Origin of the sequence: Tardiphaga alba (assembly GCF_018279705.1) — a bacterium.
Classification (GTDB): domain Bacteria; phylum Pseudomonadota; class Alphaproteobacteria; order Rhizobiales; family Xanthobacteraceae; genus Tardiphaga; species Tardiphaga alba.
Genome location: NZ_CP036498.1, coordinates 158,101 through 172,344, shown reverse-complemented (window position 1 = coordinate 172,344; position 14,244 = coordinate 158,101). Strand labels below are relative to the sequence as shown.

Here is a 14,244-nt window from a genome sequence, read left to right as displayed (position 1 = left end):
CTTCGGAGCTAACGCTAGCGATCGCAGAATGGCACGGTGGAAACGCGCCTTTGCCTATAAAGCCGCTCACAAATGGCAGACGCCGCCCACATAGGCCCGGCGCTGCCGGACAATGCTCACGCGCTCGAACAGTCCGGCTTTGGTGAAGGGATCGGCGGCGATGAAGGCGTCGGCCTCGGCACGGTCCTCGGTGTCGAGCACATAGATGCCGCCGCCGAGATCGGTGCCGTCGTCATGGAGCTTGGCGCCGCAGGCGAGGAGTTTCTTCGCGTGTTCGGCGAGAAACGCCAGATGTGCCGGCCGATGCTCGGCGCGGATGGCCTGGCTGCCCGGCTTGTCCCAAGTCTCGATCACGTAAGGCATGGTCGCGCTTCCCTTAGCTCTTCGGCTTCTCGCGGCGCTCGCGCACCGAGCCCTCTTGCGCAACGGACGCGACAAGCGTGCCGTCTGGCTTGAAGATCATGCCGCGGGCGAGACCGCGGCCGTTCTGTGCGCTCGGCGAATCCTGGCTGTAGAGCAGCCATTCGTCGGCGCGGAACGGGCGGTGAAACCACATGGCATGATCGAGGCTGGCGGCCATGGCCTGGCCGTCGAACAGCGTGCGGCCATAGCGCGACATGATCGAATCGAGCAGCGAGAAATCCGACGCATAGGCGAGCGCACACATATGCAGTGCCGGATCGTCCGGAAGCTTGGCTGCGGTGCGAATCCAGAAATTGATGCGGCCGTCCGGAATCTTCTCGCCGGCATAGCGCTTGAATTCCACCGGCCGCAGCTCGATCGGACGATCGCTCTCGTAATAGCGGCGGATGTAATCCGGCATCTTCTCGATGATCGGATCCTTCGCCAGTTCTTCAGCGGACAGGCGATCCGGTGGCGGCACGTCGGGCATCGGATCGAAGTGGTTGAACGAGTCCTCTTCCTCGGCGTGGAACGAGACCATCATCGAGAAGATCGCCTGGCCATGCTGGATCGCGGTGACGCGGCGGGTCGAATAGCTCTTGCCGTCGCGCAGGCGCTCGACCTCGTAGATGATCGGAATCTGCGGATCACCGGGCAGGATGAAATAGCAATGCAGCGAGTGCGGCATGCGGCCTTCCACCGTGCGCACCGAGGCCACCAGCGCCTGGCCGATCACCTGGCCACCGAACACGCGCTGCCAGCGCGTCTTTGGGCTGCGGCCGCGGAACATGTTCACCTCGATGGTCTCGAGATCGAGGATGTCGATCAGATCGATCAGGCTCTTGGACATGTCGGCGTCTTTCGTGAAGCGGCTGCGTGACGGTGAATTTACCAAGCGCGGATGATCCAGGTCATGGTTCCCATGCCTTGGATTGATCTGCCTTGTTTCGCATTCCTGTTTCGCCCAGCTATAAGCGCGTGGCAACAGCAGGAACGGGTATCATGACGGCACAAAAGGGCCAAAAGGGCATCGTCATCGGCGGCGGCGCATTCGCTGGGCTGGCGCTGGCTTTGGCGCTGCGTCAGGGGCTCGGGCCGAATGTGCCGGTGATCGTTGCCGATCCCGCGCTGGCGATGCGGCCGAGCCGCGACCCGCGCGCATCCGCCATCGTCGCCGCCTGCCGGCGCATGTTCGATGCTATCGGCGTCTGGGACGCGGTGGCCGCCGAAGCGCAGCCGATCCTCGACATGGTGGTGACGGATTCCAAGGTTGATGACGCGACCCGGCCGACCTTTTTGACCTTTGCGGGTGAAGTCGAGCCCGGCGAACCCTTCGCCCATATGGTCGAAAATCGCCGGCTGATCGACGAGCTGGTCCAGCGCACCGAAGCCGCGGGCATTGATCTGCGCGCAACGCCAGTGACGACGTTCAACTCACGCCCCGATGGCGTCAGCGTCACGCTTGGCGATGGCAGCGTGATCGAGGCGGCTCTACTGGTGGCGGCAGATGGTGCGCGTTCGAAACTGCGCGAGCGGGCAGGGATCGCGACCCATGGCTGGGATTACGATCAGTCCGGCATCGTCGTCACCGTCGGCCATGAGCGCGATCATCAAGGCCGCGCGGAAGAACATTTTTTGCCAGCCGGTCCGTTCGCGATCCTGCCGCTCAGGGGCAACCGCTCGTCGCTGGTATGGACGGAAAAGCGGAAAGATGCCGAGCGCATCGTCGCGTTGCCGGAGGATGAATTCCATGCGGAGCTGGAGCGTCGCTTCGGCCTGCATCTCGGTGAGATCAAAGCCCTCGACAAGCCGCGTGCATTCCCGCTCGGCTATTTTGTCGCGCGTTCGTTTATCGGCGAACGTCTCGCATTGATCGGCGATGCCGCTCATGTGATCCATCCGATCGCGGGACAGGGGCTCAATATGGGCCTGAAGGATGTGGCCGCGCTCGCGGAGAGCATCGTCGATGCGGCAAGGCTCGGGATGGATTTCGGCCAGGCCGATGTGTTGGAGCGCTATCAGCGCTGGCGCCGGTTCGACACCATGAGCATGGGTGTCGCGACCAATGTGCTGAACTTCATGTTCTCGAACGATCTGCCCTTCGTGCGCAGCATCCGCGACATCGGCCTCGGCATCGTCGATCGCCTGCCACCGCTAAAGGGCGCCTTCATCAAGCAGGCCGCGGGATTGTCCGGGGAAGTGCCGCGGTTGTTGAAGGGCGAGGCGATTTAAGACGCCTCAAACTCCGATGTCTTCACCGGGCTTGACCCGGTGATCCAACTTGGCATCGCGCTCCGTCAAAGATGGATGGCCGGGTCAAGCCCGGCCATGACAGAGTATTGCTCTAATCGATCTTCCTCGCTTCTTCCGGCAGCATGATCGGAATGCCGTCGCGGATCGGATAGGCGAGCTTCGCCGAGCGGGAAATCAGCTCCTGGCGTGCATCATCGAATTCCAGCTGGCCCTTGGTCACCGGGCACACCAGGATTTCCAAGAGCTTCGGATCGGTGCCGTCCTGGCGTTGTTCTGTCGGGGTATTCATACGACACTCCTGATTACTGCAGCGGTGGATCGCCGCTGGTGCGTTTCTTGGCGAGATCCATCTCCGTGATGGCGATCAGGATCTCGGCTCGGGTCTTCAGGTCCGGCGCTTCCAGCATCGCCTGTTTCTCTGGCGGGCCATAGGGCGACATCATCGCCAGCGCATTCACCAACGCCTCGTTCGGCGCTTTATGGATCCCGTCCCAATCGACCTTGAGATTATTGACCTTGAGAAAGTCGCCGAGCGCCTTCACCAGCGCGTCGCGATCGACGTCCTCTTCGCCTTTGCGGGCGGTGAAATCATCGACGAACGGGAAGTAGTCAACCTTGCACTGGCGATATTGCGTCAGCACCGACAGTTCCTCGATCACCTCGAAGCGGGAGACGCCGGTGAGTTCGAGAATGTAGCGGCCGTCGCCGGATTCGGCGAGCTGGGTGATGCGGCCGACACAGCCGACTTTGAACAGCGATGGGTGCTCTTCATCGTCCGAATGCACGGCATCCGGCTGGATCATGCCGATCAGGCGGTGGCCGTCGCGGAACGCGTCATCCACCATCGCGAGGTAGCGCTGCTCGAAGATGTTGAGCGGCATCTGGCCGCGCGGCAGCAGCAGCGCGCCCGGCAGCGGGAACACCGGAATCACTTCCGGCAATTCAGCCGGGCCGCGATAGTCGGCATTGATGGGCATGTCCGGCCTCGCTTTGGTGTCAGACTAAGCGAACAGGATCGTGGACAAACGGCGGCGGCCGTCAACCGTTGCTTCATCCACCGGCCCCCAGGCCTCGAAGAACTGCAGCAGCTGCTTGCGGGCGCCGTCGTCATTCCATTTGCGGTCGCGCTTCACGATTTCGAGCAGATGGGTCACGGCCTGTTCGCGCTGGTTGGCACCGTTGAGCGCGACCGCGAGATCGAAGCGGGCCTGGTGGTCGAGCGGATCGGCGGCGACTTTCGCTTCGAGTTCCGTCACCGGGCCGAGCGCGCTGGCCTGCTCGATCAAATCGATCTTGGCCTGCACGGCCGTGACGGCAGCATCCTCGCGCTTGGCGGCAGGAACCAGTTCCAGGGTCTGCTTGGCCTGTTCGATGGCACCGGTCGCGACATAGCAGCTGGCGAGGCCGGCGATGGCGGCAATGTTGGTGGCGTCGGTGGCGATGATCTCACCATAGATCGACGCGGCGGTGGCCGGATCACCTTCGGCTAGAATGCCCTCAGCTTCTTCAAGCAGTTCGGCAATGGTTGGCTCGGCGCCGGGCCGGCCGGCGGTGAGCTTGTTGATGAAGTCGTTGATCTGGCTCTCGGGCACCGCGCCCATGAAGCCGTCGGCGGGGCGACCATCGACGAAGGCGATCACGGCCGGGATCGACTGGATGCCCATCTGGCCCGGAATCTCCGGATTCTCGTCGATATTCATCTTCACCAGCTTGACCCGGCCCTTGGCGGCGGTCACGGCCTTCTCGATGATCGGGGTCAGCTGGCGGCACGGACCGCACCAGGGCGCCCAGAAGTCGATCAGCACCGGCTTGTGCTTCGATTCCTCGATCACGTCCTGCATGAAGGTGCGGGTGGTGGTGTCCTTGATGAGGGCGGACCCTGCCTGCGGCATCGGTTCGCCGCCCTGTTCGATAATGGTCACGTCAACCTCACCTGTATCGGGAATTTCTGCGCGCTTCTAACACGCCCGAAGCGCATAAATGGCGTTCGTGACAGCAATTTGCAAACGGACTGAGCCGGCAGTCTCGCCGTGAACCGCGGCTGACGGCCATAAACCGCGTCTTGCGGGCTCAATTCAGGGATTTGGCGGTCCAAAACCGGCGAAACATCTCATTTACGGAACTTGGCACATTCCTTCGTCTTTCTGTTGCAATCGCCGCCGGCATTTGGCATATGTCCGCGCGTCGGCGGCGCACCATCGTTGCCGCTTCTAGGATGCGGGTGTAGCTCAGTGGTAGAGCACGACCTTGCCAAGGTCGGGGTCGAGGGTTCGAGCCCCTTCGCCCGCTCCAGAATTCCCGCTCCGGATTTACCCCGTTTGAGACGATCTGAGACAATTATCCCGCATGGGATAACGGATCGCGTGCGATTGGGCGGAGCGTATTTGCTTCCTTAAACAAATATAAAATCGGCCCTCACGTAGGGTTGTGTCCTCCAAAATAGCTCTTGATCAGCATCAATTTCCTAAGAAATGCCGTCGCTACAGTAGAAACGTTCTACTTTGGAGCTTGGCGATGGATGCTGCAGAAGAACGATCTCGATGCGAAGAAACGCATTCCGACGCGCGCCGCGGCCTTCTCAAGGCTTTGGTGGCCCTAGGCTCTGGCGCGCTGTTGGCCACGGCCGGCGCCGCGGAAGCCGCCATCAACGACCAGCCGCCCCGACGCCCCGGCGCCAATGGCAAGCGTTATGCGATGCTGGTGGATCTCCGAAAATGCATCGGTTGCCAGGCCTGCACGGTCAGCTGCTCGCTGGAGAACATGCCGCCGATCGGCCAGTTCCGTACTGTCGTGCATCAGTACGAAATGCCGAACGCGTCCGGGAATCCGGACATGCTGATGTTGCCGCGGCTGTGCAATCATTGCGACGAGCCACCCTGTATTCCGGTCTGTCCGGTTCAAGCGACGTTCCAGCGCGACGACGGCGTGGTTCTTATCGACAACGAGCGCTGTGTCGGCTGTGGCTATTGCGTCCAGGCCTGTCCCTACGACGCGCGGTTCATCAATCACGAGACGCAGACGGCTGATAAGTGCACGTTCTGTGAACATCGTCTCGAAGCCGGCTTGCTGCCGGCTTGCGTGGAGACCTGCGTCGGCGGTGCGCGTGTCATCGGCGACATCCTCGATCCCGCGAGTGAGATCTCGGTACGAATGGCCAGGCACAGAGATGAGATCAAGGTACTCAAGCCGTCCATGAGCACCAATCCGCATGTCTTCTACATCGGGCTTCCCGATGAATTTGTCGATCATGTCGACGGTCAGGCTGCTGTCCGATTGAGCGAAGGACATTGATCGTCATGCCCATCACCGAAATCCTGTCCCCCCACTATGAGGCTGCATGGCTTCCCTGGGCCGTGCAGTACTTCTTCCTGGTCGGGATCGCCGCGACCAGTGCCATTGTTGCCGCGGCCTGCAGCTTCGCGCGGCCCGACTCGCCGTGGGACCAGATGTTGCCCTCGGTAACGACGCTGCTGATGGTGTGCGCGATCGCTGCACCGGTCGCCCTCCTGGCCGATCTTCATCAGCCCGGCCGCTTCTGGCACTTCTACGTGAACTTCACGCCGTGGTCGTGGATGTCGTGGGGGCATTGCTGCTTCCGCTGTTCACGCTGCTCGCGGTCACATTCGGCTTGGCGTGGTGGCTCGGCCTGCGGCGGCTGCAGCGCGCGACGGGCATTCTGCTGGTGCTCTCCGCCGCTTCGATCCTCGTCTATACCGGCGCGGAAGTCATGACCCTGCGCGCGCGGGTTCTCTGGCACACTTACATGCTGCCGGTGAACCTCGCTTTGACCGCTCTGCTTGGCACGGTCGGCGGGATCATTCTAATCTCGCGTCTGTTGCCGCCGGCCTTTGCGCCGATGCCGCGCCGGCCGGTGATCACGCTTGGTTTGGCTGCGGCCACAACACTCGCATGTGCGGTGTTGAGCTGGGCGCTTTTGGGGCAACTCGGCGCCGATGCCTCCTTCCCCTTCGCCGCATCGCTGTTTGCCAGCTATCCGGCCTGGGCCAACGGTCTTGTGGCGTCGCTTGTGACCTGGGCGGTGATCGCCGCCATGCTGAATCTCTGGCGTGTGCGCCATCGCGGCGCGGTGTTCCAGATCGTGCTGGCAATTGCCATGCTCGCCTCGGCCTGGATGTTCCGCTGGATCGTTTTCATGAGCGTCCAGAGCGTGCCGAAATATGGCGCAGGCCTGTATCTCTACAGCATGCCGCTCGGAAGCGATGGTCTGTTGGGAATCGTGGGCGTGTTTGGTCTTTGCGCCGCGTTGATCGCGATCCTGACCTTCGCCCTGTCCCTTTATCCGCAAAGTCCTTTCCGGCTTCTCGGCCGGATGCAAGCCGCCAATTGAGGGCGCCGCGATGAGCATGAACGACGACAAGAGTGTTAGCTCCGAGGTTTCCCCCAGCGGTTCCGGGATCGATCGGCGCCGGTTGCTGATTTCGGGCGGCGTCGCGGCGGGCGGTTTGACGGCTTTTGCCGCGGGCTATGCCGATACGGCGACGAAGGCGGTCAAGGGCTTGGCCAAGGGGACGGCGGGTGCGCCCACGGCGAGCGCCACGCGCGGCAATTCCCTGAAGCCGGAAATGACGATCGATCCCCGCACGGGCGATCTCACCATGGCGGAAGGCCATGTGTTGTCGCCGTCCATGTGCTTCGGCTGCTGGACCACATGCGGCGTGCGCGTTCGCGTGGATCAGAAAGCAAACAGGATCGTTCGTATCGCCGGCAATCCCTATCATCCCCTTGCTACCACAAGCCCGGTCTCCATCAGCGTGCCGGTGCGTGATGTCTACAAGCGGCTTGGCGGCGATCGCGGGCTCGAAGGGCGCGCCACGGCCTGCGCGCGCGGCGCCAGCATGTTCGAGAATGTCGATAGCGCGTTCCGCGTGCTGCAGCCGATGAAGCGGGTCGGCAAGCGGGGCGAAGGACGCTGGCAGACCATTTCCTTCGAACAGCTGGTGAAGGAAGTGGTCGAAGGCGGCGACTTGTTCGGCGAAGGCCATGTCGATGGTCTCCGCGCGATCTACGATCACAAGACGCTCATCGACAAGGACAATCCCGAATACGGCGTGGTCGCCAATCAGCTCATCGTCACCGACGCCTCAAATGAAGGGCGCACGCCGCTGATCCAGCGCTTTGCGCAGCAGGCGTTCGGGACGGTGAACTATGCCAATCATGGCTCCTATTGCGGCCAGACCTATCGTGTCGGCACCGCCGCCAGCTTCGGCGACATCTCGACCATGCTGCATGGCAAGCCGGATTGGGCGAATACCCGCTTCGGACTTTTCATCGGCACAGCGCCGGCGCAGGCCGGCAATCCGTTCCAGCGCATGGGGCGTCGGCTCGCGGAAGGGAGAACGCGCGATGATGACAACAGTTTCGACTATGTCGTGGTCACGCCGCTGCTGCCGATATCGTCCAATGCGGTGAGCGGCCCCGACCACTGGGTCGGCATCAAGCCATCGACCGATCTCGCATTCGTCATGGCGATGATCCGATGGATCATCGAGAATGACCGCTACGACTCGAAGTTTCTCGCCCAGCCTTCGCCGCAGGCGATGAAGCAGGCTGGCGAGGCGAGCTGGTCGAATGCGACGCATCTGCTGATCGCAGAGCCCGGCCATCCCCGTTTCGGCGAATTCCTGCGCCCCGAGGATCTCGGCCTCGACAGCGGCGTCAAGCCGCCGGCCGAGGATGCGGCCAAGCCCGCCGCGAAGCCGCCGGCGGTCTATGTCGTCAAGCGGGGCGATGCGTTCACGATCCATGCGGGCGCGGAGCCGGCCGAGATTTTCGTCGACGAACGCGTCGATATCGGTGCAGAAAATCTGCGTGTGATGTCGTCACTGGCGATGCTGCGCGCCGAAGCAAACCGGATGACGCTGGACGAGTATTCCGGCATCTGCGGTATCCCGCCCGCGACCATCATCGACATCGCCGACCGCTTCACGCGCTTCGGCAAGCGCGCGGCGGCCAATTCCCATGGTGGTACGATGGGCGGCAACGGCTTCTATGCGGCCTATGCCATCGCCATGCTGAACGTTCTGATCGGCAACCTGAACGTCAAGGGCGGGGTCGTGATGAGCGAAGGTGCGTTCGGCCCGTTCGGCCCCGGACCGCGTTACAATTTTGCGCAGTTCGCAGGGCGCAGGCAGCCCAAAGGCGTTTCGCTGTCGCGCCACCGCTCGTTCCGCTACGAGAACACCAGCGAACACAAGCGCAAGGTAGCGGCGGGTGAGCCTCCCTACCCGGCGAAGGCGCCGTGGTATCCTGCTGTCGGCGCGCTCAGCTCGGAATTCATTGCCGCGGCGCTCGCGGGCTATCCCTACCGGGCGAAAGTGTGGATCAACCACATGAGCAACCCGATGTATGCGATCAACGGATTCCGCGGTGCGCTAAGCGAGAAGCTGAAGGATCCGAAGAAGTTGCCGCTGATCATCTCGGTGGATCCGTTCATCAACGAAACGAGCGCGATCGCCGACTATATCGTGCCGGATACGCTCACCTACGAAAGCTGGGGCCACGGCGCGCCCTGGGCCGATGTGGTGCAGAAGGTCTCCACCGTGCGCTGGCCGGTGCTGGAGCCGCGCGTCGGCAGGGATGCGCAAGGGCGCACCATCGATATCGAGAACTTCCTGATCAGCACGGCGGTGCAGCTCGGTCTGCCCGGCTTTGGCAAGGATGCCATCACCGACAAGGCCGGCGGCAAGTACGATCTGTTCGACAAGGAAGACTTTTTCCTCCGGGGCTTCGCCAATGTCGCCTATGCGGGCGGCAATGCGGTGCCCGATGCGAGTGACGACGAGATCGCTCTCACCGGCGTATCACGGCATCTCGCGCTGCTCGGCAAGCGACTGCCCGCAGAAGAGGCGCGCAAGGTGGCTTTCCTGATGACGCGCGGCGGGCGCTTCGGCGACGAGAAAAGGTCGTGGCGAGACGATCATCAGGTCAAGCCTTACGAGAAAGCCCTGGCGATCTGGAACGGCGATCTCGCGCGGCTGCGCCACACCATGACCGGCGAGAAGATTGTCGGGTGCCCCACCTACTATCCGCCGCGGCTGGCGAGCGGCGCCGGGATTCGTGAAGTGTTCTCCGAGCGCGACTGGCCGTTCATGGTCTGCTCCTTCAAGTCGAATCTGATGAGCTCGATATCGATCGGCGCCAGCCGCCTGCGGCAAGTGCATCCAAGCAATCCCGTCGTGCTGAACCGTCATGATGCCGCGCGTCTCGGCATCGCCAATGGGGACGCCATCGCGATCGAGACGCCCGGTGGCCGGGTCAGCGGCGTGGCCCTGCTGCGCGACGGCATCGTTCCAGGGACGATCGCCGTGGAGTTCGGCTACGGGCACTGGGAACAGGGCGCCCGGTCCCATATCGTGGACGGCAGGCCGACCCCGGTGAACGACCAGATCAAGGCGGGGGTGAACATGAATCTGCTCGGTTTTGCCGATCCCACGACCCCAGGCTCTCCCAATGTCTGGATCGACTGGGTGTCCGGAGCGGTGGTGCGGCAGGGGATTCCCGCCCGTCTGTTCCGCGCGGAGGCCGGTGCCTAGGCCGATCAAGCCTGTTTATGCGCCGACCTCCGCGATTCCGCTCGCATTGCCGCCATGCGGCCGTATTGTCGCGCGTTCATCCATCTCGCTTGAAATCGGACAAGGTTGCGCAGACAATCGGCTTTCAGCAGGTGTGAAACGAAGATGCCGTCGACCACGGATTCCAATCTCGAAATCGGAAGGCGCGCCAATGACGAGGCGCGGGCCGATTTCGCGACCTGGCTGATGATGTCGAAACTCAACAGCGTCGATGCCCTGCCCCAGGAAGCCCAGACTTTCTTCTCCAGCTATCTTGCCCTGGCGGCACGTGGCAAACAGGCCGAGTCAGCAGCCGCTGAGGCGACGATCCAGACCGTATACCGCCATTACTATGCCCGCATGGGCGGCACCGGCACCGCGCCGGTGATCAAGCCTGCTCCGAAACCGAAGCTCATGTCCGACAACAACCAGAACAACCGCGACAACGTCACCCCTTTCCGCCGCATCAAGCAGGACACCCCGCCTCCGCGCGAAAAGAAGAAAATGCCGGTGGCACTAATCTTCATCGGATTGATCGTGCTTGCGGTGGCATGGCGTTATCTGAGCAAGGGTAGTTTGTAAGCTCATCTTTCCCTTCGTAGCCCGCATAGAGCGGAGCGTCATGCGGGGATGTCGAGATAGTTGAAACACCGGTCCCCGGATTGCGCTGCGCTCCATCCGGGCTACGACTTCGCAAATCTTTCGCATCGCAACTCACAAAACGCGCGCGTCATGCGCGCGTTGCTGCATAGTTGCACTTTTCCCCTGCGACATTTGTGCTAGCATCCCCTCGTCTACGCTCACTAGCAGACCAATAAAGTTCGTCTCGAACGATCAATAAAACATAGCAGCCCTAGTTCTTTGAACAGAGAACCCGCTGCACAGGGAGTGAACGCGATGAAATCGATGCTTGGTCGATCCGTTCTTGCATGCGCTGTGATCCTTGCCACGGTCGGCATCACTCACGTCAGCGCGCAGCAAAAGCTCAAGAGCTACAAGTCAGACACGAAAGATTTCTGGACCAATCCGCCCGACGATTGGTTCCTTGGTGACGAGACCGAAGCGCAGAAGGGTCTCGCTCCGCCGTCCGGCCCGCCCACTGGCGCGTCCGACAAAGAACTCGCCGACATGATGAAGAAGATCAAGCTGCCGGCCGGCTTCAAGATCGAGGTCTATGCCTCCGGCGTGCTGGCTGCGCGGCAGATGGCCTGGGGTGACAACGGCACGCTGTTCGTCGGCTCATTCGGCATCGGCAATGTCTATGCGATCACCGACAAGGGCGGCAAGAAAGAGGTCAAGACGGTCCTCAAGGGCATGAAGATGCCCACCGGCCTCGCCTTCCAGAATGGCGCGCTCTACGTCATCGATATCGACAAGCTGATCCGTTACGACAATGCGGAAGCCAATCTCGACAATCTCGGCAAAGGCACCGTCGTCTATGACGACATGCCCTCTTATGCCGCGCATGGTTGGAAATATCTCGCGCCGGATAAGGATGGCTGGTTCTATGTGCCGTTCGGCCCGCCCTTCAATATCGGCATTCCGCCCACTTCGCTGTCACAGATCCGCCGCGTCGATCCGAAGACAGGCAATGCCGAGATCGTAGCGCTCGGCGTGCGTAACAGCGTTGGTGGCGATGTCGATCCGCGCAGCGGCAAATATTGGTTCACCGAGAACGCGCGCGACTGGATCAGCGACGACATGCCGAGCGACAAGCTCAATATGATCACCAAGCTCGGCGAGCATTTCGGTTATCCGCATTGCCATCAAGGCGACATGGAGGATCCGAAATTTGCCATGGGCCACAAGTGTTCGGAATTCACGCCGCCGGTGCTCAATCTCGGTGCCCACGTAGCTCCGCTCGGCATGAAGTTCTACACCGGCAACATGTTCCCTGCGGAGTACAAGAACAACATCTTCATCGCCGAACATGGCTCCTGGAATCGCCACAAGTATCAGGGTGCACGCATCAAGCGCGTGATCGCTGATCCCGATGGCAAGAATGCCAAGCAGGAGGATTTTGCGACCGGATGGATCGAAGGCGATCAAGGCTATCTCGGCCGTCCCGCCGATGTGGTTCTGGCCAAGGATGGTTCGTTGCTGATCGCGGATGACTGGGCCGGCGCGATCTACCGGATCAGCTACGCGAAGTGAGGTGCGACTCGGAGAGGTTGGGGAACCAGCCGCTCCACGTCATTGCGAGCGCAGCGAAGCAATCCAGAGCAACGTAAAGAAAGAACTGGATTGCTTCGTCGCTACGCTCCTCGCAATGACGACTATTGGTCAGTCATGGAATGCGCATGATGCGATATGCATTGCTTCTTATCTTCGCGTCGCTCATTGGTCTGCCGAGCACGCATGCCGCCGATATCACCGCTGGAAAAGAGAAAGCCGAACTCTGCATCGGCTGCCATGGCGAGAACGGCATCTCGCAGATGGAGAATGTTCCGTCTCTCGCCGCGCAGGTGGACCAGTTCACCCAGTGGCAGCTGATCTTCTTTCGTGCCGGTACGCGCAAGAGCGAGGAGATGAAGCCGATCGTCGAGCAGCTCGACAATAACGATATCCGCAATCTCGGCGCCTATTTCGCCTCGCTGCAGCCGCCGGAGAAGAAGCCGGATGATGATCCCGACCTGTCGGCAAAGGGCAAACAGGCCGCGGCGGGCCGCCGCTGTGCGTCATGCCATCTCGACAGCTATGCCGGCACGAAAGCGGTGTCGCGGCTGGCCGGGCAGCGCGAGGATTATCTGCTGAAGGCGTTGCGCGACTACAAGTCCGGCGTTCGCGCCGGCGGTGGCATGGCGGCGATGGCCGAGGTCGCCTATTCGCTGAGCGAGGAAGAGATCGTCGCGCTCGCGCATTATCTGGCGCATTTGTGAGGCCGTAGCCCGGATGGAGCGAAGCGCAATCCGGGGACCGGCGCTTCAACAAGTTCGCCGGTCCCTGCATTACGCTTCGCTCCATGCAGGCTACAGGTCAGCCTACCCGCTGGTTCTCATATGTCTTCAGATGCGTGTAGATCATCCGCATGCGTGGCACGGCCACCTTGGCGGCATCGGCGCGGGCGATCATGTCGCCGGCGATCTGGTCGGCTTCGATCGCCGATTTGCCAAGAATGTCGCGATACATGGAGGCCGTGGCCTTCGAGCCCTCCGCCGTCAGCATGGCTTCGGTACGCTCGATGAAAGCGGGACGCGGGGTGAAGCCATTGGCCACAGCTACGGCCGCGCATTCGTCGCGGACGCCGAGAATGAAATCGCGGCCGCCGGGGGCGGCGAGAATGTCGCCGATGGCGCCGCGCATCGACGAGGTCGCGCCGGCGATGCTGGCGAGAAAAACCCACTTCTCCCACATGTCGTGGATAATGGTCTCTGACGACGTGCCGCCGAAGTTACCGGACTTCATGATCGCGTCGATCGCCTTGCTGCGCTCGGAGCTGCCACCCTTGCGTTCGCCAAAGCTCAGCACCTGCAGCGGCGTCATCTGCACGACTTCACGCTGCTCGTTCAGCGTCGCGGCGATCTGGCACTGACCGCCCATCACGGCTTCGGCGCCGAAGATCTGCTCGAGTGTGTCGAGATGCTTCATGCCGTTGAGCAGCGGAATGATCGTGGTCTTCGGTCCGACGGCCGAGGCGAAGGACTTGATGGCGTCGTCGAGATCGAAGGCCTTGCAGCTCAGCAGCACGACGTCGAATTTTTCGGTGAGCTGGTCGGCCTGCACTGTGGGCGGGTTCTTCAACGTCACGTCGCCATGCGGGCTCTTGATGACAAGGCCGGCGCTGGCCAATTCGGCCGCGCGCTTGGGGCGAACCAGGAACGTGATGTCATTTCCGGCCTGCAACAGCCGGCCGCCGAAATAGCCACCGATGGCGCCGGCGCCGACCACGAGAATACGCATGGGATGTGTCCGCTTTGTAAGAGTCGATCTGACGACCTCAGTATCGTCATTGCGAGCGCAGCGAAGCAATCCAGTTCCTAAGATGCAAGGCTGGATTGCTTCGTCGCAAGGGCTCCTC

The 14,244-nt window shown here is 61.9% G+C and carries 13 protein-coding genes, 1 tRNA gene and 1 pseudogene; 9 read left to right on the top strand and 6 right to left on the bottom strand.

Features of this window, described 5'->3' with window-relative positions; genetic code table 11:
- Window positions 1–66 precede the first annotated feature (66 nt).
- The gene (locus tag RPMA_RS00815) at window positions 67–363 is read right to left on the bottom strand and encodes a YciI family protein (protein WP_211911053.1); all 297 of its coding nucleotides are present in this window, start codon (window positions 361–363) and stop codon (window positions 67–69) included.
- Between the two features lie 13 nt (window positions 364–376).
- Entirely contained in the window at window positions 377–1,252 is an 876-nt protein-coding gene (tesB, locus tag RPMA_RS00810; RefSeq protein WP_211911052.1) for an acyl-CoA thioesterase II, read from the bottom strand.
- A gap of 152 nt (window positions 1,253–1,404) precedes the next feature.
- Between tesB and RPMA_RS00805 the strand changes: the two genes are divergently transcribed.
- Window positions 1,405–2,634 (top strand): ubiquinone biosynthesis hydroxylase, encoded by a 1,230-nt coding sequence (locus RPMA_RS00805; protein WP_211911051.1) that lies wholly within the window; start codon window positions 1,405–1,407, stop codon window positions 2,632–2,634.
- A gap of 112 nt (window positions 2,635–2,746) precedes the next feature.
- Here RPMA_RS00805 and RPMA_RS00800 read toward each other — a convergent pair whose 3' ends face one another.
- The 3 genes from RPMA_RS00800 to trxA are packed head-to-tail and all read right to left on the bottom strand — an operon-like array spanning window position 2,747 to window position 4,577.
- Window positions 2,747–2,944 carry a Trm112 family protein gene (locus RPMA_RS00800; protein ID WP_211911050.1) on the bottom strand — a complete coding sequence of 66 codons (198 nt, stop codon included), beginning with the start codon at window positions 2,942–2,944 and terminating at the stop codon, window positions 2,747–2,749.
- Between the two features lie 13 nt (window positions 2,945–2,957).
- Window positions 2,958–3,632 carry an LON peptidase substrate-binding domain-containing protein gene (locus RPMA_RS00795; RefSeq protein ID WP_211911049.1) on the bottom strand — a complete coding sequence of 225 codons (675 nt, stop codon included), beginning with the start codon at window positions 3,630–3,632 and terminating at the stop codon, window positions 2,958–2,960.
- 24 nt (window positions 3,633–3,656) lie between these two features.
- Window positions 3,657–4,577 carry a thioredoxin gene (gene trxA / locus RPMA_RS00790; RefSeq protein WP_211911048.1) on the bottom strand — a complete coding sequence of 307 codons (921 nt, stop codon included), beginning with the start codon at window positions 4,575–4,577 and terminating at the stop codon, window positions 3,657–3,659.
- A 295-nt stretch (window positions 4,578–4,872) separates the two neighbouring features.
- Here trxA and RPMA_RS00785 point away from each other — a divergent pair.
- The 8 genes and pseudogenes from RPMA_RS00785 (at window position 4,873) to RPMA_RS00750 (ending at window position 13,105) form a co-directional block, all read left to right on the top strand.
- Window positions 4,873–4,947, top strand: a tRNA-Gly gene (locus RPMA_RS00785).
- A 135-nt stretch (window positions 4,948–5,082) separates the two neighbouring features.
- Window positions 5,083–5,946, top strand: a complete 864-nt coding sequence (gene dsrO, locus RPMA_RS00780; protein WP_249225501.1) for a sulfate reduction electron transfer complex DsrMKJOP subunit DsrO — start codon at window positions 5,083–5,085, stop codon at window positions 5,944–5,946.
- Window positions 5,947–5,951: 5 nt separating this feature from the next.
- A pseudogene (gene nrfD / locus RPMA_RS28485) lies at window positions 5,952–6,191 on the top strand (NrfD/PsrC family molybdoenzyme membrane anchor subunit); the annotation flags it as partial.
- A gap of 26 nt (window positions 6,192–6,217) precedes the next feature.
- A complete protein-coding gene (locus RPMA_RS00770) occupies window positions 6,218–7,003 on the top strand; it encodes a polysulfide reductase NrfD family protein (protein ID WP_249225500.1) in 786 nt (261 codons plus the stop codon).
- A 10-nt stretch (window positions 7,004–7,013) separates the two neighbouring features.
- The gene (locus RPMA_RS00765) at window positions 7,014–10,208 is read left to right on the top strand and encodes a molybdopterin dinucleotide binding domain-containing protein (protein ID WP_211911045.1); all 3,195 of its coding nucleotides are present in this window, start codon (window positions 7,014–7,016) and stop codon (window positions 10,206–10,208) included.
- Window positions 10,209–10,352: 144 nt separating this feature from the next.
- A complete protein-coding gene (locus RPMA_RS00760) occupies window positions 10,353–10,808 on the top strand; it encodes a hypothetical protein (RefSeq protein ID WP_211911044.1) in 456 nt (151 codons plus the stop codon).
- Between the two features lie 315 nt (window positions 10,809–11,123).
- Window positions 11,124–12,380: a PQQ-dependent sugar dehydrogenase gene (locus tag RPMA_RS00755; protein WP_211911043.1), complete on the top strand. Its 1,257-nt coding sequence runs from the start codon at window positions 11,124–11,126 to the stop codon at window positions 12,378–12,380.
- Between the two features lie 149 nt (window positions 12,381–12,529).
- Window positions 12,530–13,105 (top strand): c-type cytochrome, encoded by a 576-nt coding sequence (locus RPMA_RS00750; protein ID WP_249225782.1) that lies wholly within the window; start codon window positions 12,530–12,532, stop codon window positions 13,103–13,105.
- A 97-nt stretch (window positions 13,106–13,202) separates the two neighbouring features.
- On the opposite strand, the gene panE is transcribed toward RPMA_RS00750, so the two are convergent.
- Window positions 13,203–14,126: a 2-dehydropantoate 2-reductase gene (panE, locus tag RPMA_RS00745; RefSeq protein ID WP_211911041.1), complete on the bottom strand. Its 924-nt coding sequence runs from the start codon at window positions 14,124–14,126 to the stop codon at window positions 13,203–13,205.
- Window positions 14,127–14,244 lie beyond the last annotated feature (118 nt).